General features: G+C 64.3%; 19 protein-coding genes and 1 tRNA gene. 8 read left to right on the forward strand and 12 right to left on the reverse strand.

From position 1 onward, the window contains the following. Positions 1–104: 104 nt before the first annotated feature. The gene (locus AB1Z25_RS15050; protein ID WP_486635589.1) at positions 105–1,589 is read left to right on the forward strand and encodes a methyl-accepting chemotaxis protein; all 1,485 of its coding nucleotides are present in this window, start codon (positions 105–107) and stop codon (positions 1,587–1,589) included. Between the two features lie 48 nt (positions 1,590–1,637). On the opposite strand, the gene AB1Z25_RS15055 is transcribed toward AB1Z25_RS15050, so the two are convergent. From AB1Z25_RS15055 to AB1Z25_RS15065, 3 genes are all read right to left on the reverse strand, one after another. Next, a complete protein-coding gene (locus tag AB1Z25_RS15055) occupies positions 1,638–2,108 on the reverse strand; it encodes a hypothetical protein (RefSeq protein WP_107800096.1) in 471 nt (156 codons plus the stop codon). Between the two features lie 2 nt (positions 2,109–2,110). Then, positions 2,111–3,901 (reverse strand): S8 family serine peptidase, encoded by a 1,791-nt coding sequence (locus tag AB1Z25_RS15060; protein ID WP_486635590.1) that lies wholly within the window; start codon positions 3,899–3,901, stop codon positions 2,111–2,113. Between the two features lie 590 nt (positions 3,902–4,491). Then, positions 4,492–5,181: a Bax inhibitor-1/YccA family protein gene (locus tag AB1Z25_RS15065; protein ID WP_235087445.1), complete on the reverse strand. Its 690-nt coding sequence runs from the start codon at positions 5,179–5,181 to the stop codon at positions 4,492–4,494. A 166-nt stretch (positions 5,182–5,347) separates the two neighbouring features. Between AB1Z25_RS15065 and AB1Z25_RS15070 the strand changes: the two genes are divergently transcribed. After that, positions 5,348–5,432: transfer RNA gene (locus tag AB1Z25_RS15070), tRNA-Leu, on the forward strand. Positions 5,433–5,683: 251 nt separating this feature from the next. Here the strand turns inward: AB1Z25_RS15070 and AB1Z25_RS15075 are convergent. The 4 genes from AB1Z25_RS15075 to AB1Z25_RS15090 form a co-directional block, all read right to left on the reverse strand. Beyond that, the gene (locus AB1Z25_RS15075; RefSeq protein ID WP_486635591.1) at positions 5,684–7,000 is read right to left on the reverse strand and encodes an L-cysteine desulfidase family protein; all 1,317 of its coding nucleotides are present in this window, start codon (positions 6,998–7,000) and stop codon (positions 5,684–5,686) included. Between the two features lie 71 nt (positions 7,001–7,071). After that, positions 7,072–8,388 carry an SLC5/6 family protein gene (locus AB1Z25_RS15080; RefSeq protein WP_486635592.1) on the reverse strand — a complete coding sequence of 439 codons (1,317 nt, stop codon included), beginning with the start codon at positions 8,386–8,388 and terminating at the stop codon, positions 7,072–7,074. Between the two features lie 125 nt (positions 8,389–8,513). Beyond that, entirely contained in the window at positions 8,514–9,146 is a 633-nt protein-coding gene (locus AB1Z25_RS15085) for a helix-turn-helix transcriptional regulator (protein WP_235087437.1), read from the reverse strand. Positions 9,147–9,337: 191 nt separating this feature from the next. Next, a complete protein-coding gene (locus tag AB1Z25_RS15090) occupies positions 9,338–9,868 on the reverse strand; it encodes a GNAT family N-acetyltransferase (protein ID WP_486635593.1) in 531 nt (176 codons plus the stop codon). Positions 9,869–10,032: 164 nt separating this feature from the next. Between AB1Z25_RS15090 and AB1Z25_RS15095 the strand changes: the two genes are divergently transcribed. After that, positions 10,033–11,349, forward strand: coding sequence for a replication-associated recombination protein A (locus AB1Z25_RS15095; protein WP_486635594.1), 1,317 nt, complete (start codon positions 10,033–10,035; stop codon positions 11,347–11,349). Between the two features lie 26 nt (positions 11,350–11,375). After that, complete coding sequence (gene serS, locus AB1Z25_RS15100; RefSeq protein WP_486635595.1) at positions 11,376–12,662, forward strand: serine--tRNA ligase; 1,287 nt, start codon at positions 11,376–11,378, stop codon at positions 12,660–12,662. A gap of 57 nt (positions 12,663–12,719) precedes the next feature. On the opposite strand, the gene AB1Z25_RS15105 is transcribed toward serS, so the two are convergent. After that, positions 12,720–15,215: an EAL domain-containing protein gene (locus AB1Z25_RS15105; protein ID WP_486635596.1), complete on the reverse strand. Its 2,496-nt coding sequence runs from the start codon at positions 15,213–15,215 to the stop codon at positions 12,720–12,722. 494 nt (positions 15,216–15,709) lie between these two features. Here AB1Z25_RS15105 and hypF point away from each other — a divergent pair, with 494 nt between their 5' ends. Then, a complete protein-coding gene (hypF, locus tag AB1Z25_RS15110; RefSeq protein WP_486635597.1) occupies positions 15,710–18,001 on the forward strand; it encodes a carbamoyltransferase HypF in 2,292 nt (763 codons plus the stop codon). Between the two features lie 60 nt (positions 18,002–18,061). On the opposite strand, the gene rimO is transcribed toward hypF, so the two are convergent. After that, positions 18,062–19,387 (reverse strand): 30S ribosomal protein S12 methylthiotransferase RimO, encoded by a 1,326-nt coding sequence (gene rimO / locus AB1Z25_RS15115; protein ID WP_107801704.1) that lies wholly within the window; start codon positions 19,385–19,387, stop codon positions 18,062–18,064. A gap of 380 nt (positions 19,388–19,767) precedes the next feature. Here rimO and AB1Z25_RS15120 point away from each other — a divergent pair, with 380 nt between their 5' ends. Next, on the forward strand, positions 19,768–20,295 hold the full coding sequence (locus AB1Z25_RS15120) for a TIGR00645 family protein (protein WP_107798634.1): 528 nt from the start codon (positions 19,768–19,770) through the stop codon (positions 20,293–20,295). A 24-nt stretch (positions 20,296–20,319) separates the two neighbouring features. Here AB1Z25_RS15120 and AB1Z25_RS15125 read toward each other — a convergent pair whose 3' ends face one another. Together AB1Z25_RS15125 and phaR are read right to left on the reverse strand one after the other, a co-directional pair. Next, positions 20,320–21,621: a tetratricopeptide repeat protein gene (locus tag AB1Z25_RS15125; RefSeq protein ID WP_486635598.1), complete on the reverse strand. Its 1,302-nt coding sequence runs from the start codon at positions 21,619–21,621 to the stop codon at positions 20,320–20,322. A gap of 293 nt (positions 21,622–21,914) precedes the next feature. Next, positions 21,915–22,478, reverse strand: coding sequence for a polyhydroxyalkanoate synthesis repressor PhaR (phaR, locus tag AB1Z25_RS15130; protein WP_107798632.1), 564 nt, complete (start codon positions 22,476–22,478; stop codon positions 21,915–21,917). Between the two features lie 200 nt (positions 22,479–22,678). Here phaR and AB1Z25_RS15135 point away from each other — a divergent pair, with 200 nt between their 5' ends. Then, positions 22,679–23,233 carry a phasin family protein gene (locus AB1Z25_RS15135; protein WP_019101299.1) on the forward strand — a complete coding sequence of 185 codons (555 nt, stop codon included), beginning with the start codon at positions 22,679–22,681 and terminating at the stop codon, positions 23,231–23,233. A 139-nt stretch (positions 23,234–23,372) separates the two neighbouring features. Continuing rightward, complete coding sequence (locus AB1Z25_RS15140) at positions 23,373–24,503, forward strand: M14 family metallopeptidase (protein WP_235087429.1); 1,131 nt, start codon at positions 23,373–23,375, stop codon at positions 24,501–24,503. A gap of 64 nt (positions 24,504–24,567) precedes the next feature. On the opposite strand, the gene AB1Z25_RS15145 is transcribed toward AB1Z25_RS15140, so the two are convergent. Continuing rightward, positions 24,568–25,215, reverse strand: a complete 648-nt coding sequence (locus tag AB1Z25_RS15145; protein ID WP_107798630.1) for an HAD family hydrolase — start codon at positions 25,213–25,215, stop codon at positions 24,568–24,570. Between the last annotated feature and the right edge of the window lie 21 nt (positions 25,216–25,236).

Raw genomic sequence — 25,236 nt, forward strand, 5'->3', positions numbered from 1 at the left:
ATTGCGTTAATTCAAACAATTGTTTTACATTGGAGCGCCATAAGAGCCGCACAACAACAAGCTGCGTCCGCAGCCGCGTCTACAACGCATCAGAGGGGCACTCCATGTCGATTCAAACCATCACCGAATGGTTCATCCCGGACCGCGTCCGCCAATCCCCGGAACAGGCGATCCGCGGCCGCACCGTCGTCGGCGTCGGCCTGCTGGCCGGCCTGGTGGCGCCGCTGTTCGCCGTCGAATACCTGCAACTGGGCCACCGCGCGATGGCCGCCGGCATCGCGCTAGGCGGCCTGGGCCTGCTGCTGGGGCCGCTGCTGCTCAAGCTCAGCGGCGCGGTGCGCTTCAGCGCGGAATTCATCACCAGCTGCATGTACGCGATGGTGTGCTGGATGGTCTACGTCAACGGCGGCATCCAATCCACCAGCATTGTCTGGTTCGCCGCCATTCCCTTCACCGCCGTCTTCGTCGCCACCCGCGTCTCCGGCATGGTCTGGCTGGCGCTGACCGCGGCCGCCATCGGCCTCTTCCTGTGGCTGAGCGCCCGGGGCCTGCTGCCGGCCAACCCGATTCCCCACGCGGAAATCCCCAAGCTGCAAGCCAAATCTCTGGCCGGCCTGTCCCTGGTGGTGCTGGCCCTGGCGCTGGCTTTCGACAAGGCCAAGGTCAAAAGCTTCGAGAAACTGGAAAGCGCGCGGCGCGAGGCCGAACAGGCGCAACAGGCGATGCGGCAGCTGATGGCCCAGCTGACCCAGTCCATCCAGGCCGCTTCCAGCGCCAGCCGCGACATCGCCGGCAGCACCGGCAATATGGCCGACACCATGGCCAGCCAGCGCGAACGCTCCGAGGACATGGTGGTGATCGCCCAGCAGATGGCGGTGGTCACCAGCCAGAACGCCGAGCAATCGGTGACCGCCACCCAGCTGGCCCACACCGCGGGCCAGGCGGCCTTGGGCGGCGGCGAGGCGATGGACCAGGCGGTGCGCCAGCTGAGCAAGGCCGGCGAGGTGATTGCGCTGGCCTCCGGCCGGCTGGAACAATTGGGCGAACGCAGCGCCGAGGTCAGCGGCATCGTGCAGCTGATCCGCGACATCGCCGACCAGACCAATCTGCTGGCGCTCAACGCCGCCATCGAGGCGGCGCGCGCCGGCGAGCTGGGCCGCGGCTTCGCCGTGGTGGCCGACGAGGTGCGCAAGCTGGCCGAGCGCACCCAAAACGCCACCTTGGACATTGAGCAGAAGATCCGGCTGATCGTCGACGGCACCAATCAGGCGCTGGTGGCGATGCGGGACGGCAATCAGCAGATGCGGACCGGCCGCGACCACTCGGTGGACGCCCAGCAAAAACTCACCGGCATCATCCGCGAAACCGGCGAGCTGGCCAGCCTGCTCAGCCAGATGTCTCAAGCGGAAGCCAATCAGAACCAGGGCTTCGCCCAGTTCGCCCACGACATCACCGCGGTGGGCGAATCCACGCGCAGCCTGTCCGGCGAAACCCAGGCCATCGCCGACGCCATCGCGCGGCTGGACCGCTTGCTGGTGGAACTGGGCCAAAACACCCGCCACCTGCAGCCGCACACCGCCGAGGCATGAAAAACGCCGGCCCCGGGCCGGCGTCGTCCTTTGGACTGGCGAACGCCCTTACTGCGGCAACTCGCTATTGCTGAACACCTCCAACTGCACCTGCTTGACCCGCTTGTCCGCGGCCAGACGCTGCTGCAAGGACAGCAGCTCGGCCTGGGCCGGCGCGTCGAACACCACCACGCTCTGGGTGCGGTAGCGCACGCTCAGGCTGTGATCGCGCGCCAGCGCGGCCTCGTCGCGCGGCGAAGCCAGCTTCACCATCACCACGCCGCTGACCTTGGACGGCGCCAGTTCGCCTTCGGAACGCAGCACGTCGCCGCGCTTCAGCGTCGCGCCGCCTTCGCTCGCCGCCGAGCGGGCGCTGACGCCCAGCGGCAGCTTGCCGGCCGGCGCCGCTTGTTTGTAATAAGTCTTGCCGTTGATCACCAGCGGCTGACCGCCCGGCTTCTGCTTGAAGGACGGAACGTCGGCGGCTTGGGCGCCGGCGGCCAGGGCCAGCAGGCCGGCCAGAATCAGGGAATGTTTCATCGTTATGCTCCTTTGTGGCCGATGAAGCGGATGGACCAAGACCGCAGGGTGCCGGCGGCGTTGGGCAGGCTCAGCGTGCGCTGACCCTGAGCGTCGCGGTAGTCGTAATAGTACTCGGCGCCGTTGGTGTCGATCACGCGCAGCCGCCATTGGCCGCGCGCCGATTCGCCGTAGAAGTGGTTGGACAACAGGCGCTGCTGGTTCAGGCCGTAGCTCTCATTCACCAGGCCGGTGCGCGGCGACAGCAATACCGAGCGGGTGCCGGCCGGCGAGATCAGCTCCACCGCCAGGTCGTTGGCGCGGCCGTGTTTCGCGTCCACCAACACCTGCACCGCTTCCACCGTCAAATCCTCGGCATGGGTGTACGCGCTGTCCAGGCCGGCTTCGCTGGCGTCCGGAATCGCCTTCATCACCGACACCGTCTGCCAGCGCGTCTTCTCCAGCGCCGTCAGCGGCTTGTGATTGCGGCCCAGTTCCACCGCCTTGTCCACATCGATCAGGCCGAAGCCGTAGAACGGGTGGAAAGCAAGGCCGGCGGCGTTGTTCTGCCATTCCGGCAAAGCCTGGTAGCTGTGCGCGCCGCCCTTGGCGTCCTTGAACGCCAGAGTCACGCCGGCATGATTGGCGTCCACTTTGCGCGCCGATTTGATCAGCAGATCGCGCACATCGCGCGCGCTCAGATTGGGATACGCCGACATCAACACCGCAAACGAACCGGAGGCGGCCGGCGCCGCGGCGGAAGTGCCGTTCATGGTGCCGCGGTAATCGCAATTCGGGTCCAGCGCAGTGCCGCCGTGCAACTGATTGGTGGACGGACGCAGCGTGGAGTTGGAACCGCGGTCGCAACCCACCAGATCGGTGGTCACCATCGCCGGGCTGGCGGTGCCGTACTCGCCGCCCGGCGAGGTCAAGAGCACGTTGGCGCCCACCGAGGAGTAGGACGAGCGCACGCCGTCGGCGTTCAAGGCCGATACCACCACGTTCCAGTAATTGCTGTTGTCGGTAGTCAGGTTGGAGTCCTGGATCGGCAGGCCGTCGTTGCCGGCCTTGGCCAAGACATAAGTGGGCTTGCCGTCGTCGTCAGAGCCGGACTGGAAGCTGACGTAGGCGTTGCCCGCCGACTTGACGAAGACCGCGCCCTTGCCGCCGTTGCTGCGCAGGCTGACGTCCTCGTGCGCTTCGTCGCGCACCCGCAGCGTCATATCGGTGTCCGGATTGCCCGGGATCGAGCGGATCGCCGAGCTGCCGTAGCTCTGGTTGAACACGCGGGAGAGGGTGGACGACCGACCGGCGCTGTCGCTCGGCGACTTGCCGTGAGACAACATCCAACCGGCGGTGGTTTGCGCCTTCAGCCAGTTGAAGCCGTTCAGGCTGGCCGCCGGCGCCACGCCGCGGCCGCCCAGATTGTTGAAACCCACCGCGGCGGCGATGCCGGCCACGGCCGTGCCGTGGCTGTCGGTGGCCGAGCTGGGGGTCGGGTCGTCGCTATTGTTGGCCAGGTTCTTGGAACCGGGCACCACATTGCCCGCCAGGTCCGGATGGCGGATTTCCAAGCCGTCGTCGATGACGGTCACCGTCACGCCGCGGCCCTGGATGCTGCGCGAATGGCTGAGCGCCAGGTTCAGATCGATGCCGGCCACGCCGCCGCGTTGCGAAAACGCGTTCTGCCCCGTGTTTTGCAGGAACCATTGCTGGGACACCAGCGGATCTCCCGCTTGCAAGGGCGTTGCGGCCTGACCGGCCAGGGACGCCAGGGCCAGCGAAACCGCGCCCACCGTGATATGGATACGCATTGCATCTCCTAAGTGTCGAAACTGCTGTCGATAGGGAACAACCGCCGCGAGTCCGGGGCTGCCACCCCATCGCTCCCGGCCATTCGCCGCCGCCTGCCAGCGGCGGTGAAATCCTCGGTTCTTCGCCGGCGCCCAAACCCGGAACACTAGCCGCCCTGCTCCGGGCGCCATGCGGCGAACCTGCGTCGGCGCTCGCGCCGGGCCGCCGAGGCGGCGTCCGTCGCCGCGTTCAGCCGGCCCAAGCGGCGCCTGCCTAAGCAGTGAATCATCAAAACCAAAAATGCCAAAGTCCTATTTATTTTTATCGTATATAAAAACTTCATAATACAAAATGCAATAATTCCCATTCGCAAATATGACAATACGAAGCAACAAATCCCGAAAAATCTTGTCAAAATCAACCGCTTAGCAGGGAAAGGACTAGACAAGCCACCGCCAGCCACGCCGCGAGCGGCCAGCCGAAAGCGCCGCCGGACCGGTGGGCGGGCGTCAGGATTTGTCAGACAGAAGCGCTAGGGAAGGGAAAAAAAAGGAACAAAAAAACGCCCCGGACGGGGCGTTTTGATTGGAAGGCGATGCCGGCGCGGGTTTTAGTCGCGCTCGCCGGCGAAGGCCAGCAGCAGTTGCAGCAAGCTGGTGAACAGATTGTAGATGCTGATGTAGATGGACAGCGCGGCGGAAATATAGCTGTCCTCGCCGCCGTCCACCACCACCTTGACCTGCCACAGAATCATCAGCGAGCTGAACAGCGCGAAGGCCGCCGAGATCATCAGATGGAAGGCCGGGATGCGCAGGAAGATGTTGGCCACCACCGCCACCATCAGCACGATGGCGCCCACGGTCAGGAAATTGCCCAGGCCGCTCAGATCGCGCTTGGTGGTGGTGGCGATGCCCGCCATCACGAAAAACACCAGCGCGGTGGCCGCGCCTGCGGTCATGATCAGCTGGCCGCCATTGGAAAACTTGAACGCCAGTTGCAGCAAGGGCCCCAACAGCAAGCCCATCAGGAAGGTGAAGCCCAGCATCAGGAACACGCCGGCCGAGCTGTAGCGGTTTTTCTCGATGGCGAACACCAGGCCGTAAAACACGGCCAGGATCGCCAGCATGCCGATGATGGGGCTGCCGGCCAGGAAGCCGAAATTCATATTGGTGCCGACGATGGCCCCCATCACTGTGGGGATCATCGACAAGCCCAGCAAACCATAAGTATTGCGAAGAACCTTATGGCGTACCTCGGCCATACCGGTCGTCTGATAGGCCGTCTCAAGGTTCGGGTGCATAATTAAGCCTTTCTCCAAAGGGATTTTTATCAAATTGTACCGACAGTGACCGCCGCCGTGGCAATAAGTTTCCAGGCGGGCCGGCTTGCGCCGGGAAAGCGCTTCGGGTATTCTTGCACTCCCTTGCAAATTAGGGCTTCTGGCCGGATTTGCAAGCGGCATCAAAGCGAAAGTGGCGGAATTGGTAGACGCACTGGATTTAGGTTCCAGCGCCGCAAGGCGTGAGAGTTCGAGTCTCTCCTTTCGCACCATCTCCTGGTTTTAGCTCCTAGCGGCGCAGCGCCGCGGCCCTCCCCTTAAAAACCCGCACAGCGGCGATTTTCCGCGTCCGGAATCATCACGCGCGCGCCGCAAGACACTGTCGTTTTGCGCCATCTCCTGCCCGATTCTCGTGCTGGACGCTGCAAACGCAAACACGCCACGCCATGAGGAACGCCCCCGAAACCGTTACGCTTCGAGGGCGTCAAGCCGGACGCCGGCTGCGCGCAAACCCGCCGCCGCATCAGCTCGCGGCGGCCGCCTGCTTGTCCATCATGATTTTCAGAATCTGCACATCGGTCTGCACCATGCCCTGGCTGGCCAGCTTGCCCAGGTTGGCAATGGAGGCGTCCAGTTCGCACTCGACGATGCCGTCGCTGCCGGCCACGCACACGCCGTCCAAGGCCATCAACACCGCCTTGTAAGCAGAGCCGGCCGAGGTGGACACCTTCATCGCGCAGCTATTGGACGCGCCGTCGCAGATCATGCCGGCCAGGTCGCCTATCATGCTCGAAATGGCCATGCCGGCCACCGCGTAGCCGCCGCCCAACAGATGGGCCATGCCCGCCGCCGCGCCCATGGACGCGGTGGTGACCGCGCACAGCGCGGACAGCTTGGGCAAGCGGGCGTGAATGTAAATCGCCATCAAGTGAGACAGCATCAGCGCCCGCGTCAGGGTTTCCCGGTCGGCGCCGACATGCTCGGCCACCACCACCACCGGCATGGTGGCGGCGATACCCTGGTTGCCGGAACCGGAATTGCTCATCGCCGGCAGGGTGGCGCCGCCCATGCGGGCGTCGGACGCCGCCGTGGTGCGGGTGAGAATGCGGGTCAGCAGATTATCCGACAGCAAGCCGGCGCTCACCTGCTTGTGCAAGGTCGCGCCGATATGCAGGCCGAACTGCCCTCCCATGCCCGCCCGCGACAGCGCCTCGTTCAAGGTGGCCGCCTCGTGGATGAAGTCCATCATGTCCAGCGGCGCCTGGGTGGCGAAGTCGTAGACATCCCGCGCCGTCGCGTCGGAAAAATCGTACGCGGCGCCGGCCTGGCCGGAGGTCTCGAGTTCAGCGCGGAACAACGCCGTGCCATTGCGTTCGATCAGCACCACATGGGTGTGCGAATCGGCGATGCAGACGCGGGCCGTCTCCTCGCCGGCGAAAACCCGGGCTTCCGAATAGAGGATGTTGGGCACGTCCGCGATGCTCAGCGTCACGCGATGCTCGGCGAGCATGCGCTTGGCCGCGTCCACCGTTTCACCGCTCAAACCCTTGAGCACTTCCAGCTTGCCGTCCGGATCGCCGCCCAGCGCGCCCACCGCGGCGGCGATCTGCAGGCCCACGGCACCGGTGCCCGGCACGGTCACGCCCATGCCGTTCTTCATCAGATTGGGCGATACCCGCGCCTCGATGCGCTCAGGCGCGCGGCCCAGCGTCTTGGCGGCGATGGCACAGGCCAGGGCCAATGAAATCGGCTCGGTGCAACCCAGCGCCGGCGCCACTTCCGCGCGTGCCGCCTTGACGAACTTCGTCCACAAATCAGTGTTGAGAGTCGATGTACACATGGTGATTAGCTTTCCAATCAAATTAAATCAAAGTCTTGCCGCCGCCCGCAAAATGGAACGGCGGCGGAAATTCAGGAGAAGGCCAGGAAGGGCGACACGCACAACAGCAGGCCGGTGGCGATGATGATCTTGAGCGCGCCGCCCTTGTATTTGTGCAGGAAGGGCACTTGGTAGACCAGATAGGCCGGGATCAAACAGCCCACCAGGCCGAAGACCGGGCTGCAGATCGAGGTGAAACTCAGCACCGGCGCGTTCAGCACGATGGCGCCCCAGGACAGCAAAACGGTGAACACCATGATGCCCTTGGCCACCCAATCCGGACGGATACGCTCCTCCGGCATCACCCGGCGCAGCAGATTCATCGCCAGGCCCTGGCAGGCCTCGCGGAAGCCCAGATAAACGCCGAAGTACGCGGTCATCACCGCGAAAATATTCAGGATCAGGCTGAACAGCTTGACCATATCGCCCGGCATGCTGCTGGCCACCATGGCCAGGGCCGAGATGTTTTCATGCGAGGCCTTGACCGCCTGCTCATGCCCCATCGCCAGAGTGAAGGACACCGCATAGAAAAAGACGGTGACGAAGAGGATGCCAAAGGCGATGTTCATCGCCCGCATCGCCTTGTATTGCGCCACCTTGCGCGACTTCTCCCGCGCGCGGTAGGAAATCACCATCGGGCTCAGGCTCTGGATGAACAGAATGGAGGTCAGCGTGAACGGCAGCATGATGATGGCGTCCTTGATCAGGCTGCCCACGGACGGGAAAGCGCCCACATTGACCAGCTTCCATTCCGACACCATGGCCAGGCCCAGCACCGCCACCACGCCCAGCTTGGTCAACACCATGCCGGTGGAAATCTTGAACAGCAGTTGCTCGCCGCGGGAGGCCAGCGCCACCAAGAGACAGATCAGGCCCAGTCCGTAGAAGGGGTTGGCGGACAACAAGGTCTCGGTGATGCCGAAGCTGTGCAGAAAGGAGGCGCTGTCGTTGGTGATGGCGGTCGAATACACAAAGACCCAGATCACCAACATGATGAAGTACAACGCGCCCAGCAAAATGCCCCAGTTCTTGCCCAGGTAGCCGCTGATCACGCTGGGGTAGTCCTTGCACTCGGGGGACTCCGCCAGGGTGTTGATGAACAGACGCTGAAACAGATACATCGCCGGATAGCCGATGACGGACGACAGCAGGAAAACCCACAAGCCCATCAGCCCCACCTGCACCGGTAGGAACACAATGCCGGCGCCTATCGCCATGCCTATGCTCATCACGACCCAACCGCGGTCGATGCCGTCGAAACGCACCGCCTCCCGCCACTCCGCCTCGCTCATTCCCGCGCGCTCGGCAGCGCTTGCCCTGGGCTTGACGCCCACCTGGGTGATGTCCATACTCGTTGATCCTTTAGTGGTTTCAATGCTGTCCCAAGCGCTCCGGCGCCAACCGGATGCTTGGATGTCCCCGCCGCGCTGCGCCAACAGCGCGGGAAGGGACGACGGACGCGAATCAGAAGCCCTCAGTCACGACACTGCTTCAGATAGCGGTAAAGCGTGGGCTCGGAAATCTCCAGCGCCTGCGCGGCCTTGCCGACGAATCCGCGGACGGAAAACAAGCCGCGCTGATTCAATTCCCGGATCGCCTCCAATTTTTCATCGCCGGACAAGCGCGCCGGATCGATCGCGTATTGCTCCAACACGCTTTGCATGATGCCCACGCCCACATCGTCGATACCCTGCGACAGCGTTTCCTGGTGCGGATCGTGAGACAGTTCCGCCGGCAGCAGCGCCTGCACCGCTTCCAGCGCGCGCTTGTAGCGGCTGTCGTCGGAGTTGACGCAAAGCATGGCCTGCGCGCGGCCGGCGTCGTCCTTGATCACCAGGGTGGACGAGCGCAGCGATACGCCGCTCCGGGTCTTGCTGCGGTAGTTCAGCCGGTAATCCTCGCCGCCCTTGCCGGAACACTCCCGCGCCATGCTCAAGGCGAGATCGGTGGCCGGCGCGCCGACGCTGCGGCCGGACACATGCCCGTTGCGGATGATTTTGAGCGAAGCGCTGGGATTGGACAGATCGTGCACCGCCACCTCGCTGTCCGGCCCCAACAGGGCGGATACGAAGTCGGCGAGCACTTCGGCGTCTAGATGCAGTTTCATGGCGATGACAAAAAAATTATCACGGCGAGATTCTATGCATCAGATTTCACCCATGTCATGCGCAACCACGAGCGCATTTGACGCGCGTCAAATTCGGCAAAACCGCCAGATTCCACCCTGGCGGCGCCCAATGAAAAAACCCGCCGGCGCGGCGGGTTGCAGGATTCGGGTCAGATCTTCGGGCGCTCGCTTCACAAGGCCTCGTCGGCCAGCAAGCGCCTGGCGAACACCTCCACCGGCGTGTCCGGAATAAAGTCCAAACTCAGCCTCCCCTCCACCGCGAAACCCAGTTTGCCCAGCACGCGAGCGGACCCGGCGTTGTCGGGGTGCACCAGGCCCACCAGCCTATCCAGCGCGTAGACGTCCCGCGCCAGACGCAGACAGGCGCGGCCGGACTCGGTGGCGAGGCCCAGGCCCCAGTACTCGGGCAGAAAGCGATAGCCCAGCTCCACCGCGTCCACCGCCGCCATGTATTTCAGGCCGCTGAAGCCGATCACCTCGCCGCTGTCCTTCCACACGCAGGCCACTCGGCCGAAACCGTGTTTTTCGTAGTCCGCCAGCGGGCCGTCGCGCATCGCTTGCAAAGCCTGTTCGCGCGAGCCGAAGGGCGTATTGCCCACATAGCGGATGGCCTCGGCCACAGTGCCGAGCCGGTAAAAAGCGTCCAGGTCGTTTTCGTCGAAGGGCCGCAGAATCAGGCGGCCGGTATCCATGGCTTGCATTGTTTATCCCCTTTGTTCCCCGTCTCATGACGATGGAAACAATTTGCCAGCAATCCCCCGTCCCCGCCAGATTTTTTGCGTCGCAACAAATCCGCGCGACAGCCGCGCCCGGCGGATCAACTGATATACTGTCGCTTTGATTTTCCCCGCCGCAGAACCCCGCCATGAACGATCTGTTTGCCAATGAACCGAAAAAACCGCTGGCTGAAGCGCTGCGTCCCGGCCGCCTCGACGAGGTGATCGGCCAGCGGCACCTGATCGGCCCCGGCAAGCCGCTGCGGCTGGCGGTGGAAGCGAGCACCCCGCACTCGATGATTCTGTGGGGCCCGCCCGGCGTAGGCAAAACCACGCTGGCGCGCATACTCGCCGCCAGCTTCGACGCTGAATTCATCCCGCTGTCGGCGGTGTTCTCCGGCGTCAAGGACATCCGCGAGGCGGTGGAGCGCGCGCACGCCGCGCTGCAACGCTCCGGCCGCCACACCATCTTGTTCGTCGACGAGGTGCACCGCTTCAACAAGAGCCAGCAGGACGCCTTCCTGCCCTTCGTCGAATCCGGCCTGCTGACCTTCATCGGCGCCACGACGGAAAACCCCTCTTTCGAGGTCAATTCCGCGCTCTTGTCCCGCGCCCAGGTCTATGTGCTCAACAGCCTGGACGAAGAAGAGCTGCGCCAGTTGTTCGAACGCGCCGCCGCCAACGGCGCGCTGGAGGGGCTGAGCTTCGACGACGCCGCCATCGACACCCTGACCGGCTACGCCGACGGCGACGCCCGCCGCTTCCTCAACCTGCTGGAACAGACCCGCACCGCCGCCTACGCGCGCAAGACCGGTCAGATAGACCGCGACTTCCTGTCCGAGGTGCTGACCGTCAACGCGCGCCGCTTCGACAAGGGCGGCGACGATTTCTACGACCAGATCTCCGCGCTGCACAAATCGGTGCGCGGCTCCAATCCGGACGCGGCGCTGTACTGGCTGACGCGGATGCTGGACGGCGGCGCCGACGCGCGCTATCTGGCGCGCCGGCTGGTGCGCATGGCCTGGGAGGACATCGGCCTGGCCGATCCGCGCGCGATGCAGATCGCCAACGACGCCGCCGCCACCTACGAGCGCCTGGGCAGCCCGGAAGGCGAACTTGCGCTGGCTCAAGCCGCGCTGTATTTGGCCGTGGCCGCCAAGAGCAACGCCGGCTACAAGGCGTATAATGAGGCCCGCGCCTTCATCAAGCAGGACAAATCCCGGCCGGTGCCGGTACACTTGCGCAATGCGCCCACTCGGCTGATGAAGGAGTTGGGCTACGGCCACGAATACCGTTACGCCCATGACGAACCCCATGCCTACGCCGCCGGCGAGACCTATCTGCCGGAAGGATTGGAGGACATGCGCTGGTATCAGCCGACTCCGCGCGGACTGGAAAGCAAAATAAGGGACAAGCTGGATTTCCTGCGTCAGCTCGACGACGACGCCCAGCAAGACTCCGAATAAGTGAAAGAAACAGGACCAACCTAACCATGCTCGACATCAATCTGCTTCGCAACGACATCGAAGCCGTCGCCGGCCGTCTGGCCGGCCGCGGCTATACCCTGGACACCGCAGCCTTCAACCAGCTGGAGTCCGAACGCAAATCCCTGCAAACCCGCATGCAGGAACTGCAAGCCAAGCGCAACGCCTCCTCCAAGCAGATCGGCGTGGCCAAGGGCAAGGGCGAAGACGTGTCAGCCATCCTGGCCGAAGTGGCGACGCTGGGCGACGAATTGAAAGCCGCCGAACAAGGTTTCGACGCGGTGCAAAAACAGCTGGACGCCTGGCTGATGTCCATCCCCAACCTGCCGCACGAATCGGTGCCGGCGGGCAAGGACGAAAACGACAATGTGGAAGTGCGCCGCGTGGGCGCGCCGCGCCAGTTCGACTTCGAAGTGAAAGACCACGTCGACGTGGGCGCGCCGCTGGGCCTGGATTTCGACACCGGCGCCAAGCTGTCCGGCGCACGCTTCACCGTGCTCAAGGGCGACATCGCCCGGCTGCACCGCGCCATCGCCCAATTCATGCTGAACACCCATACCGGCGATCACGGCTACGTCGAGCACTACACCCCCTACATCGTCAACGACAGCGCGCTGCTGGGCACCGGCCAGCTGCCCAAGTTCGCCGAAGACATGTTCAAGGTGACCAAGGGCGGCGAAGAAGGCAATGTGGACCAGTACCTGATCTCCACCTCGGAAATCACCCTGACCAACACCGTCAGCAACAGCATCCTCAAGGCCGAGGAGCTGCCGCTGAAACTGACCGCGCACTCGCCCTGCTTCCGCTCGGAAGCCGGCAGCTACGGCCGCGACACCCGCGGCATGATCCGCCAGCACCAGTTCGACAAGGTGGAGATGGTGCGCATCGAGAAGCCGGAAGACTCCTACGCCGCGCTGGAAGACATGGTCGGCCACGCCGAGAACATCCTCAAGGCGCTGGAACTGCCCTACCGCGTGATCACGCTGTGCACCGGCGACATGGGCTTCGGCGCCGCCAAGACTTACGATCTGGAAGTCTGGCTGCCGGCGCAGAACACCTATCGCGAAATCTCCAGCTGCTCCAACTGCGAGGCCTTCCAGTCCCGCCGCATGATGGCGCGCTACAAGGACGAAAACGGCAAGAACCAGCTGGTGCACACGCTGAACGGCTCCGGCCTGGCGGTGGGCCGCACCCTGGTGGCGGTGCTGGAAAACTACCAGAACGCCGACGGCAGCGTGACCATTCCGGCCGTGCTGCGGCCTTACTTCGGCGGCCGCGACAAGATCGGCGGCTAAGCCCCGGTTGATCCTCCGCCGCAGGAAGACAACGGCGCCCGCCATGGGCGCCGTTTTTCATGCCCGCGCCGCCAACAACGCCTCGAACTCGGCTCGCGGCAGCGGCTTGCTGAACAGATAACCCTGGCCCAAACGGCAGCCCTGCTGCAACAGGAAGTCTCGCTGCGATTCCAGCTCCACCCCCTCGGCCACCAACTCCAGGCCCAGGCTGCGGCCGATGGAAATGATGGCGCGGGTGATGGCGGCGTCGTCGCCGTCATGGTGCAAGTCCATGATGAAGGAGCGGTCTATCTTCAAGCCCTTGACCGGCAGCCGCTTCAAATAGGACAGCGAGGAATAGCCGGTGCCGAAATCGTCGATGGACAGATAGACGCCCAGCTCGCGCAGCCGCTGCAAGGCTTCCACCATGCCGCAGTCCTCATCCATCGCCACGCTCTCGGTGATTTCCAGCTCCAGTTCGCCGCTATCCAGGCCATGTCGGCGCAGCGTGTGCGCCACCGTGTCGGCGAAGCTGCCGTACTTGAGCTGGCGGCCGGACACATTGACCGCGATCCGCCCCGGGGTCAGGCCCTGTCTCCGCCACAGCGCCCAGTCGCGGCAAGCGGTGTCCAGCACCCATTCGCCCATCGGCACCATCAGCGAGCCGTCCTCGGCGATGGGGATGAACTTGGCCGGCGCCATCAGGCCCAGCTCAGGATGACGCCAACGCAGCAAGGCCTCGGCCCCCACCACCCGCCGCGTGGCCAACTCCACCTTGGGCTGATACCACACTTCCAGTTCTTCCTGCGCCAGCGCGCGGTGCAGGCTGTACTCCAGCTTCAGCCTCTCCATCGCCCGCGCGTTCATGTCCGAGGTGTAGAACTGGAAATTGTTCTTGCCGCGCTCCTTGGCCTGGTACATCGCCGAGTCCGCGTTCACCAACAGGGCGTCCGCGCTGACCCCGTCCTCCGGATACATGCTGATGCCTATGCTGGCCGAGATGAACAGTTCGTGGCCGGTCAGGCCGGACTGCTCGGTGACGCCGTCCAGCAGTTGCTGCGCCAGCGCCGCCACCTGGGTGACACGTTCCACCGTCGGCAGCAAGAGGATGAACTCGTCGCCGGACAGCCTGGCCACGGTGGAATGCGGCGGCGCGTGCTGCAACAGCACCGAGGCGATGCGCACCAGCAATTCGTCGCCGGCGTGATGGCCCAGGGTGTCGTTGACCAGCTTGAAGCGGTCCAGATCGACGAACAACAAGGCGAACTGGACCTGGGTCGGCGGCGCCCGCTCTATCGCCTCCTGCAAGCGCTCCAGAAACAGCGTCCGGTTCGGCAAGCCGGTCAGCGCGTCGTGATTGGCCAGAAAATGCAGCCGTTCTTCGGACTGCTTGCGCTGGGTGATGTCGGAGAACACCGCCACGTAATGCAGGCATTCGCCGTCCGCGTCGCGGATGGCGGTAATGCTCAGATGCTCGGTGTACAGCAAGCCGCCCTTGCGGCGGTTGACCACCTCGCCTTGCCAGACTCCGCTCTCTTTCAGGCTTTGCCACAGCTTCTGGTAGAAATCCGCCGGCTGCCGGCCGGACTTGAGCAAGGCGGGCGTGCGGCCCAGCGCCTCCTGGCTGCTATAGCCGGTGATGCGGCTGAACGCCGGGTTCACCATCTGGATCACCCCGTTGCCGTCGGTGATCAGAATGCCTTCCAGCGTCGATTCGAACACCTTGTCCGCCAGCAACAAGCTGCGCCGCGAATGCAGCAGCGCGTCGTCTCGCTCGCGCAAGGCGGAGTGCAATTCCTGCAGAAACTCCTGCTCCACCATCTGGATGATGTCGCGAAAACCCAGCAGCTGCAGCAGAACGCCGTCGGCGTCGTACACCGCCAGATGACGGATCTTGTGCTGCAGGATCAACTGCCTGGCCTGCAGCAGGCTGCTGCCGTCGCGCACGCCCAACAGCGGCCAGGAGCAGGCTTCGGCCAAGGTCGCCGGCGCGCGCCCCTCGGCCAGCAGCCGCAATAGGTCGCGCAGGGTCAGAATGCCGTAGTCGCCGTTGTCGAAGCGCACCGCCAAGGCGGTGGCGCCCTGCAGCCGCATCAGGGCCAGCGCCTGCTCCGGCGAGTCCGCCGCCCCCAGCTGGCACAAGGGCGCCGCGCGGTCCGCCGCCACCCGCCGCACGCCCAGAAAGGATTCGCTGCCCTGACTCAATACGATATCGGTCAGCGACACCACGCCGCACGGCTTGCCGGCCTGTTCCACCAGCGCATGCCGGATGCCGCGCTCGCGGAATAGCGCCACCGCCTCGCTCACCGGCAGATCGTGCGGCAGCACCACCAAGGGCGCGCTCATCGCGCCGCCCACCGGCCGCATGCCTGCCGCGCCGTCCAGCCGGTCCAGCGCCAGCGCGTCGGCCTCGGTCCAAATCCCCAGCGGCCGTCCCGCCTCATCCTGCACCACGATGGAGCCGCAGCCCGCCAGCAGCATGCGCCGCGCCGCTTCCGCCAGCGGCGTATCCGCCGCGCACGCCAGGATGTCAGGGCTAGAGATTTCTTTTATACACTGTTTTAAGTAATACATTAACAATCCAAGCCGGGCTGTTCACGTAAAAATTCCAAATGGCATTATAACGATGCAAACCGCCGTCATGTAGTCGGATTGCAACAGCCCCGCCCCGCAGCGGCGTCGAGACTCGAGATCTCCGCTCCGCTCCCGTCCCGCCCTCCCGCAGCGCATTCCCTTTGCATTCAGTAAATCGTCAAATACTCATATACATGATCTAGGACAAAGCGCGAGACCGGGGAGCGCTGCTAGGCTAGCAACAGAATCGGCGAATTTAAATTCGCCAAGGAAATGACAAAGGTATTGCGCATCGCAGCAAAACCTCTCAGAGCCTGTTGACGATCCCTCAAGCCGGAGCGGGACCAGGCGTTGCGGCGGAGACAGCGGAATGCATGCTTAGCACATCGGCATTCCCAACGCAGCACTCACCGCGCAGCGGATCGTGAACGACCTCTCGGACTGGCGGCATTGCGCATGACCTGCCCTACCACCCACACAGCGACACAAGCACCATGAGCCAACAACGCATCCACCTATCGGTTCAGGGCCGGGTTCAAGGCGTCGGCTTCCGTCCCTTCATCTGGCGCACGGCCAGCGAATGCGGCCTCACCGGCTTTGTCCGCAACAGCGGCGAAGGTGTGACGCTGGAACTGCAGGGCGAACCGCAGGCGCTGAGCGCCTTCCGGCAAGCGCTGCGAACCCGGCTGCCGCCGCTGGCGCACATCGACGCGCTGCAAGAACGCGACATCCCGCTGCGCGACGCCGAACAACGCTTTCAAATAGAAGAAAGCAGCGGCGCGGTCACTCACGCCCGGCTGCCGGCCGACGTGGCCACCTGTCCGCGCTGCGTGGAGGAGTTGTTCACCCCCGGCGACCGCCGCTACCGCTTTCCCTTCATCAACTGCACCGATTGCGGGCCGCGCTACACCGTCACCCACCGGCTGCCTTACGACCGCGCCAACACCAGCATGCTGGCCTTTCCGCTGTGCCCGGTCTGCCGCCAGGAATACCTGGACCCGAACAGCCGCCGCTTTCACGCCGAGCCCACCGCCTGCCCGGTGTGCGGCCCCAAGCTGCAACTGACCGACCGCTTCGGCCAAAGCCTGAACGGCGACCCCATCGTCGGCGCGGTGCAAATCCTCAATATGGGCCGCAGCATCGCGATGAAAGGCCTGGGCGGCTTCCATCTGGTCTGCGACGCGGCCAGCCCGGCGGCGGTGTCGCGGCTGCGCCAACTCAAGCATCGCCCCGGCAAGCCGCTGGCCATCATGGCCTTGAACGTGGAATCCATCCGCGCGCTCTGCCACGTCAGCGAGGAAGAAGCCGCCTGGCTGCAGCGCCCGGAACGCCCCATCGTGCTGTTGAACAAGAAGCCCGAAGCCGACCAGCTGTTGCCGGACATCGCCCCCGGCCTGTCAGCGCTGGGCGTGATGCTGCCCTACACCCCGCTGCAATGGCTGCTGTTCCACGAAGCGCTGGGCCGCCCGGGCGGCGCCAGCTGGCTGCGCCAGCCCTGCTCGCGGCTGTGGGTGATGAGCAGCGCCAATCTGTCCGGCGAGCCCATCGTCACCGGCAACCAGGAAGCGCGTGAACGGCTGAACCAGGTCGCCGACGTCTTCCTGCTGCACAACCGCGCCATCGTCACCCGTTGCGACGACAGCGTGGTGTCGCTGGAACGGCGGCGGCCGCTGTTGTTCCGCCGCGCGCGCGGCTTCGTGCCGGACCCGGTGCCGCTGGCGCTGGACGGCCCGCCGGTGCTGGCGCTGGGCGCCTATATGAAGGCCACCGCCACCGTGCTGCGCGGCAAGGACGCCTTCGTGTCGCAATACATCGGCGCGCTCAACCATCCGCTGACCTGCGAGGCGCTGCAGCAGGCGGCCGACCATCTGCTCGACCTCACCGGCGTCGCCCCGCAGGCGGTGGCCTGCGATCTGGAAACCGGCACCTACTCCAGCCTGTTGGCCGAACACCTGTCCAAGCAATGGGAGGTGCCGCTGATCCGGGTTCAGCACCATCACGCCCACCTGGGCGCGGTGCTGGCCGAACACGGCGTGACCGAGCCGGCGCTGGGCCTGGCGCTGGACGGCTACGGCCTGGGCCACAACAACGGCGCCTGGGGCGGTGAAATGATGCTGGTGGACGGCGACAGCTGCGAGCGCATCGGCCACATCTCGCCGCTGCCGCTGCCCGGCGTGGGCCGCAGCCGGCTGCCGCCGTGGAAGCTGGCCGTGGCCTTGTGGCAAACCCTGGAACTGGGACCGCTGCCGCCGCGGCTGGCGGCCCAGCCCGGCACCCAGCAATTGGAGAAGCAGCTCGCCATCCGCCGCGATTGCCAGGACAGCACCAGTCTGGGCCGCTGGTTCGGCGCCATCGCCGGCCTGACCCGCCAATGCGGGGTAGAAACCTTCGAAAGCGAAGCCGCGCAAAGACTGGAGGCTCAGGCCGGACCGGCCGAGCCGCTGGCCGGCGGCTGGCGCACCCGCGCCAATCTGCTGGACCTGACGCCGCTGGCGCGCCATCTTTGCGGGCTGGACGACGACCAGGCCATCGCCAGCCTGTGGCACGCCACGCTGGCCGCCGCGCTGGCGGACTGGGCGATCAAGGCGGCGCGCACCACCGGCACCCGCATCGTGGCGCTGGCCGGCGGCTGCTGCGGCAATCGCCAGTTGATGGCGCAACTGTTGCCGCTGCTGGAACAGGCCGGCCTGCGTCCGCTGACCGCGGAGCAGCTTCCGCCCAACGACGGCGGCCTGAGCCTGGGCCAGGCCTGGGTGGCGCGCCAGCGCCTGCTGCGCCGGAGCTGAAATGAAAACGGCGCGTCGCCCGAAAGCGACGCGCCGCGTGGATCGGCTCTTGTCGGCGGATCAGGACGACAGGCGCTCGCCCCACAGATCGTGCTCGCTGCAATCGACGATCTTCACCGAATAGAACTCGCCCGCGCGCATACCGGCGGCGTCCTCGACGAACACCAGGCCGTCGATCTCCGGCGCGTCCGCGTAGCTTCGGCAAATCGCCGTGCCTTCGTCGTCGATCTCGTCCACCAGCACCTGCATGGTCTGGCCGACGCGGCGCTCCAGGCGACGGGCGCTGATCTCTTCCTGCACCGCCATGAAACGCTCTTTGCGCGCCTCCTTCACCGCTTCCGGCACCGGGTTCGGCAAATCGTTGGCCGTGGCGCCTTCCACCGGCGAATAGGTGAAACAGCCTACGCGGTCCAGTTCCGCCTCGCGGATAAAGCTCAGCAATTCTTCGAAGTCTTCCTCGGTCTCGCCGGGGAAACCGACGATGAAGGTGGAGCGGATCACCAGTTCCGGACAGATCTCGCGCCATTTCTTGATGCGCGCCAGCACATTGTCGCTATTGGCCGGACGCTTCATCAGCTTCAGCACCTTCTGGCTGGCGTGCTGGAACGGGATATCCAGATAGGGCAGGATCTTGCCGTCGCGCATCAGCGGAATCACCTCGTCCACATGCGGATACGGGTAGACGTAATGCAGACGCACCCAAATGCCGTGACGGCCCAATTCCTCGCACAGCTCGGTCATCCGGGTCTTCACCGGACGGCCGTTGTGGAAGCCCAGCTTGTACTTGGTGTCCACGCCGTAGGCCGAGGTGTCCTGCGAGATCACCAGGATTTCCTTGACCCCGGCCTTGGCCAGGTTCTCCGCTTCGCGCAGCACATCGTGAATCGGCCGGCTTTCCAGATCCCCGCGCATGGACGGGATGATGCAGAAGGTGCAGCGATGGTTGCAGCCTTCGGAAATCTTCAGATAGGCGTAATGCTTGGGCGTCAGCCGCACGCCGATGTCCGGCACCAGATCGACGAAGGGATCGTGAGGCTTGGGCAGATGCGCGTGCACCGCGCTCATCACCTCGTCGGTGGCGTGCGGGCCGGTCACGGCCAAGACCGACGGATGCGCGTCGCGCACCACATCGCCCTTGGCCCCCAGACAGCCGGTGACGATGACCTTGCCGTTCTCGTTCAGGGCTTCGCCGATCGCGTCCAGGGACTCGGCCACGGCGGAATCGATGAAGCCGCAGGTGTTAACCACCACCAGGTCGGCGCCGGCGTAACTGCCGGAAATATCGTAGCCTTCGGCGCGAAGGCGGGTCAGGATCTGCTCGGAGTCGCTGGAGGCTTTGGGACAGCCCAGCGACACGAAGCCGATGCTTGGAATCTTGTCTGCCATGATGATGGCCTTGCTGAAGAAAAACGCGAGAGTATACAACGATTTGACAGGCGATGCGCAGCGTTCGGAGGGGTTTGCGCCGCGGGCTCCCCGATTCGTTTTCACCCCGCCGACGCAGGGCCGGATGCGGACGCCGCCGAGCAACGCTCTCCTTTCAGACCTCACTTGATAGTAAAATCCGACGCCTCCATATAGGCCTGAGAGCCGGTTCAAAGTCTCGCGAGCTGGGGCGAGACAAGGCGACAACGGCTGTAAAGCGGAATGTGGCAGTGATGCATGAGCATTTCGAAGCCGGTTTCAACGCCCAGGTCTAAAATCCCGCCGCCGCGCCGCAGACTTTGAACAGCTTCTGAGCCGTCAACCCCTCACACGATACCGATATGAAAACTCTCGTTTCACGCATGGAGTCCCTGATTTTCGCCAGCCGCTGGCTGCAGGCTCCGCTCTATCTTGGCCTCATCGTCGCCCAGGGGGTGTACGTCTATAAGTTTCTGCTCGAACTGATCCACTTGGTCGCCGACGCCTCCAGCATGACGGAAACCCAGATCATGCTGATCGTGCTGGGCCTGATCGACGTGGTGATGATCGCCAATCTACTGATCATGGTGGTGGTGGGCGGCTACGAAACCTTCGTCTCCAAGATCGACAGTCTGAACAGCCACGAGGACCGGCCGGAATGGCTGTCCCATGTCAACGCCGGCGTGCTGAAGACCAAGCTGTCGCTGGCGCTGATCAGCATCTCCTCCATCCATCTGCTGAAAACCTTCATCAGCGCGTCCAATCTGGGCAGCCCCGGCAACCCGCTCACCGAACAGGGCGTGATGTGGCAGGTAGTGATCCATTGCACCTTCCTGCTGTCCGCGCTGGTGATGGCCTGGACCGACAAGCTGATGCAAAGCAAGCACTGAGCGCCGGCGCCCGCAGAGGCCTGACTAAGGCATGCGCTCGGCGCAATAGAAAGCGCCGGGCACCGGACACCCCGCCTCCTCCCGCAACATCATGTCCCGGCGCTCCCGCAACGCCAACCCGCACGCCGCCAGCAGCCCCTCCACCCAGTCCGGATCGTGCAGATAGCGCCCGCAGGGCTGCAGCCGGTGGCCGCCCGGCAAAGCCCGCGGCGCGCGCTCTATGCTGAACAGCAGCAAGCCGCCCGGTTTGAGCGCGCGCGCCATCCAGCTCAAGGCCGGCTCCAGATCGCCAAAATAGCTGAGCGTGTCCAGGCAGCAGATCAGATCGACCGGCAATGGAGCCGTCGCCAGGAATTCGATGATGTCGCCCTGGGTCAAGACGTCGTACACGCCCTTGTCCGCGGCGCGCGCCAGCATTTCGCCGCTGAGATCCACCCCCTGCAAGCGGCGCGCATACGGCCGCAAGACCCCGCCGGCCAGGCCGGTGCCGCAGCCCAGATCCAGCGCGTCCAGAGCGGCCGGCGGCGGCGCCAATCGTTCCAGACATTGCGCCAGCCACTGCGGCCCCTGGTAATGCAGGCGGGTCAGGGTGGCGTCAAACGCCTCGGCGTTGGCGTCGAAAGTCCGCCGGATGAATTCCGGGCTGCACTGCGGCGGCGGCTCCGCACCGCCGCAGGCGGCCAGCAGATGCAAGGCCACCGGATCGTCCGGCGCTTGCGCCAGCCAGTCATGCAACAAGGCCAGGGCCGCGTCGCGCTGATCCAGCTCGCAATGCGCCTCGATGCGCGCGATCGGCCCATGCGCGGCCGGCTGGGCCACGATGCCCAACGCATTGTGGCGCCGCGCCTCGGCATGGCGCTCCTGTCGCAAACACAGGCCGGCCAGCAGGAAGTGCGCGTCGGCGCAGCCGGCGTCCGCGCTCAGCGCTTGCCGGCACGCCTGTTCCGCGGCGGCGAAATCGCCGTCCTGCTCGCAGGCGGCGGCCAGATTGGTCCAATACATGGGCTGGCCGCCGTCCAGCGCCGCGGCCGCGGCGAAAGCTCGCCGCGCGTCGCCCGAACGGCCCTGCCGCGCCTGCGCCATGCCCAGGCTGAAATGCCAGTCCGCATGGCCCGCCTCCGCGGCGATCGCCTCGCTCAGCCAGGCTTCGGCCTCGGCCGGGCGCTGCGTCTGCAACAAGAGGAAAGCCAGAAAGGATTTGGCCGCGGCGCACGCGGGCCAATCGCGCAGGCAGGCGCGATAAGCCCGCTCCGCCTCGGCCCAGTCGCCGTTCAGATGGCTGCGCTGCGCCGCGCGCAGGCAGGCGCTCAGCGCTTCGGCGGACATGGCGCGGCGCCTTGCCGGCCTGGCCGGCTAGAGTCGTCAATGGGAAATGGGAAAAATCGAAACACGGCGGACGCCGTGCAAGAGTAGCGGGCGCCGCTAACGGCGCCCGGCATCCAACATGCGGGAATCGGCATGGCAAGCCCTCCGGGGGCAAGCGGCGGATGGAAACGGACAGGCGGCCGTTCCAGCCGGCCGCCTGCGCCTTAGAGTCTGTTTGCGATCTGCTGCGCTGCGCGCGATACGGCGTTGAAAACGCCTTGTCTCGCTGGCTCGCGAGATCGTACACGCGCTCTTTAGGACGGGTCCTTGTCGTCCTCGCCCTGCTTGTAAGCCGGGAAGGCGAAACCGCCGAACAGTTGCTTGGTCTGTTCCTGCATCCGGTTCTGCATGTCCAGGAACATGCTGGTGCTCTGTTCCATGTAGTTGGCCATCATGTTCTGCACCGCCGGCCCCTGAAATTTCATGAACTCGCCCCACAGATTGGCGTTCAACATGGTGTTGTCGCCGTAAATCGCGCGGGTTTGTTCCTGCATTTTCTGCTGCAGCTGGGCGAACAGTTGCAGATTGTTCTCCAGGAAGGGCCCCATCATGCCCTGCATGGCCTGGCCGTAGGAGCGGATAAACTGGGTCAGCACCTCGTAGCTGAACATCGGCATGCCGCCGTTCTCCTCCTCCAGGATGATCTGCAACAGCACACTGCGGGTGATGTCCTCTTGGCTCTTGGCGTCGACGACTTGAATATCCACATTATCAAGCACCAATTGCTTCACATCCCCCAAGGTGATGTAGGAACTGGTGGCGGTATCGTACAGCCGGCGGTTCGGGTACTTTTTGATGACCCGCTTTTCAACACTCATGTAACGCTCCCGGTTTATTTTGGTACGGTGTGCCGTGTGCCGGCAATTTATCATAAATACAACACGCTAGAGTAAATCTTCAGTCAGTGCTCCCAATTTTGCTGCAATGCATGATACATTTACTCGTCATTGTGCAGTGCAAAATTTTTGATTCAGACTATCTCCTTTTAAGGTCTCACCCCACAGCGGAGGAATACATTATGTCCATCAGCAATGAGCAACTGAACAAGCTGTCCCTGAACGGTCTGGAAACCATTTTCCGCTTTTCGCAAATCACTCTGGATAGCGCCGAGCGCCTGGTCAAGCTGAACCTGGAAATCTCCAAGCAGTCGCTGGAAGAAAACGTCAAAATCGCCAAGCAGCTGAGCGGCGTGACCGACCCGCAAGAAGCGGTTAGCCACCTGAACAAGCTGGCCACCCAGAACATCGACACCGCTCTGGCCAATTCCCGCAATCTGTACGACATCGTTTCCTCCGCTCAAAGCGAACTGACCAAGCTGGCCGAAGAAAACCTGGGCAGCTTCAACAAGTCGCTGATCGGCGCGATCGAATCCGCAGCCAAAAACGCTCCGGCCGGCTCCGACGCCGCGCTGAACGCGGTGAAAAGCTCGGTAGCCGCCGCCGCCGCCGCGGTCAACACCTTCAGCAAAGCCGCCCAGCAAGTGGTGGAGTTCACCGACAGCAGCGTCAAGGCCGCCACTAGCGCCACCGCCGACGCGGTGAAGACCGCCAGCAAGCGCGCGCCCACCGCTTAAGTCCAGTTTCAGGCTAAAGCGCAACCCCGTCCAGCCGACGGGGTTTTTCTTTGCCTTGCGCCTGAGGATGGCATGTGAGCGGCGACAGGTTTACAATCTCCGCCTTAAGCACGTTTCAGGAAACCAATAGGTTCAGCGCATGAAAATCAGCAGCAATTTTGACGCCGGCAGCATCGAGATCGTCTCCGCCGACAACTACGAAGACATCCAACTGCGCATCCGCCGCGACAATGCGGCCGATTTCGCCCAGTGGTTCTACTTCCGCGTGCAAGGCGCCGCTTATCAGCACTGCACCTTCAATTTCCTGAACGCCGGCGAAAGCGCCTATCCGGACGGCTGGGTCGACTACCAGGCAGTGGCCTCCTACGACCGCATCAACTGGTTCCGCGTGCCCACCCACTACGAAAACGGCGTGATGACGATAGATCACGTGCCGCTGTCCGGCAGCATCTACTACGCCTATTTCGAACCCTATTCCTACGACCAGCATCTGAACCTGATCGGTCAGGCGCAGGGCTCCGGCCTGTGCCAGGTCAGCGACCTGGGCTTTACCGTGCAGCAGCGCGACATCAATCTGCTGACCATAGGCCACGAGGTGGAATCGGATCTCAAGATCTGGATCATCGCCCGTCAGCATCCGGGCGAAACCATGGCCGAATGGTTCATCGAAGGCCTGCTCAACCGCCTGCTGGACCCGCAGGATCCCACCAGCCGCGCGCTGCTGGACCGCGCCACTTTCTACGTGGTGCCCAATATGAACCCGGACGGCTCGGTGCTGGGCAATCTGCGCACCAACGCCGCCGGCGCCAACCTGAACCGCGAATGGGCGGCCCCCAGCGCGGAGACCAGCCCGGAAGTGCTGGCGGTGCGCAACAAGATGCAGGAAACCGGCGTGGACCTGTTCCTGGACATCCACGGCGACGAGAACATTCCCTATGTGTTCCTGGCCGGCACCGAAGGCGTGCCGTCGTGGAACGAGCGCCTGGAAACCCTGGCCGATCAGTTCCGCCACCACCTGCTGCTGGCCAGCCCGGACTACCAGACCGAACACGGCTACCCGCGCAACGCGCCGGGCAAGGCCAATATGACCATCGCCACCAACTGGGTGTGCGAACACTTCGGCTGTCTCGCCTTCACGCTGGAGATGCCGTTCAAGGACAACGCCAATCTGCCGGACGACGACTTCGGCTGGAGCGGCCAGCGCAGCCTGCGCCTGGGCGAGGCGGCCTTGTCGCCCATCTATGCGATTGCGCAGAACCTGCGCGCCTGAGAACCACCAGGCCGAAACCAAAAAAGCCACGGAGAACCGTGGCTTTTTTCATGCCCGCCGTCGCTCAAACGTGGTCGAGCAATTGCAGCGGATGATCGATGGCGATGTCGGCGCCCCACTCCGCCGGCCGGTCGCTGTCGGCGATGTAACCCCAATTGGCCAACACCGTCTTCATGCCCACGCTGCGGCCGGCGGCGATGTCGCGCTCAGCGTCGCCCACGTACAGGCAATGCTCGGGCGCGATGCCTATCCGCTCGGCGGCGAAGCGCATCGGCCGCGGGTCCGGTTTGGGCACGCCCACCGTGTCGCCGCTGACCGTCACCGCCGGCGCCGCGATGAAAGGCAGCGAAGGCACCAGACGGTCGGTGAAGCGCATCGGCTTATTGGTGATGATGCCCCACAGCAAGCCCTTGTCCATCAAGCCCTGGATCAGGCCGTTGACGCCGTCGAACAGGACGGTCTCGTCGGCGAAGCTGTGCTCGTAGTGATCCAGAAAGCGCAAGCGATATTCCTCGAAACGCGGGTGCTCGCGGTCGATGCCGAAGCCCAGGCTGACCAGCCCGCGCGCGCCGTGGCTGGCGATGGGACGCACCGCCGCGTACGGCTGCGGCGGCAGCCCCTCCTCGGCCAGCAGGCGGTTGAGCGCGGCGCCCAGATCGCGCGCGGTGTCGGCCAAGGTGCCGTCCAGATCGAATAGAACTGCCTTGATCATGATTCGCTTCAAAGAAGGAGC

It is taken from the genome of Chromobacterium sp. HL1 (assembly GCF_057418835.1).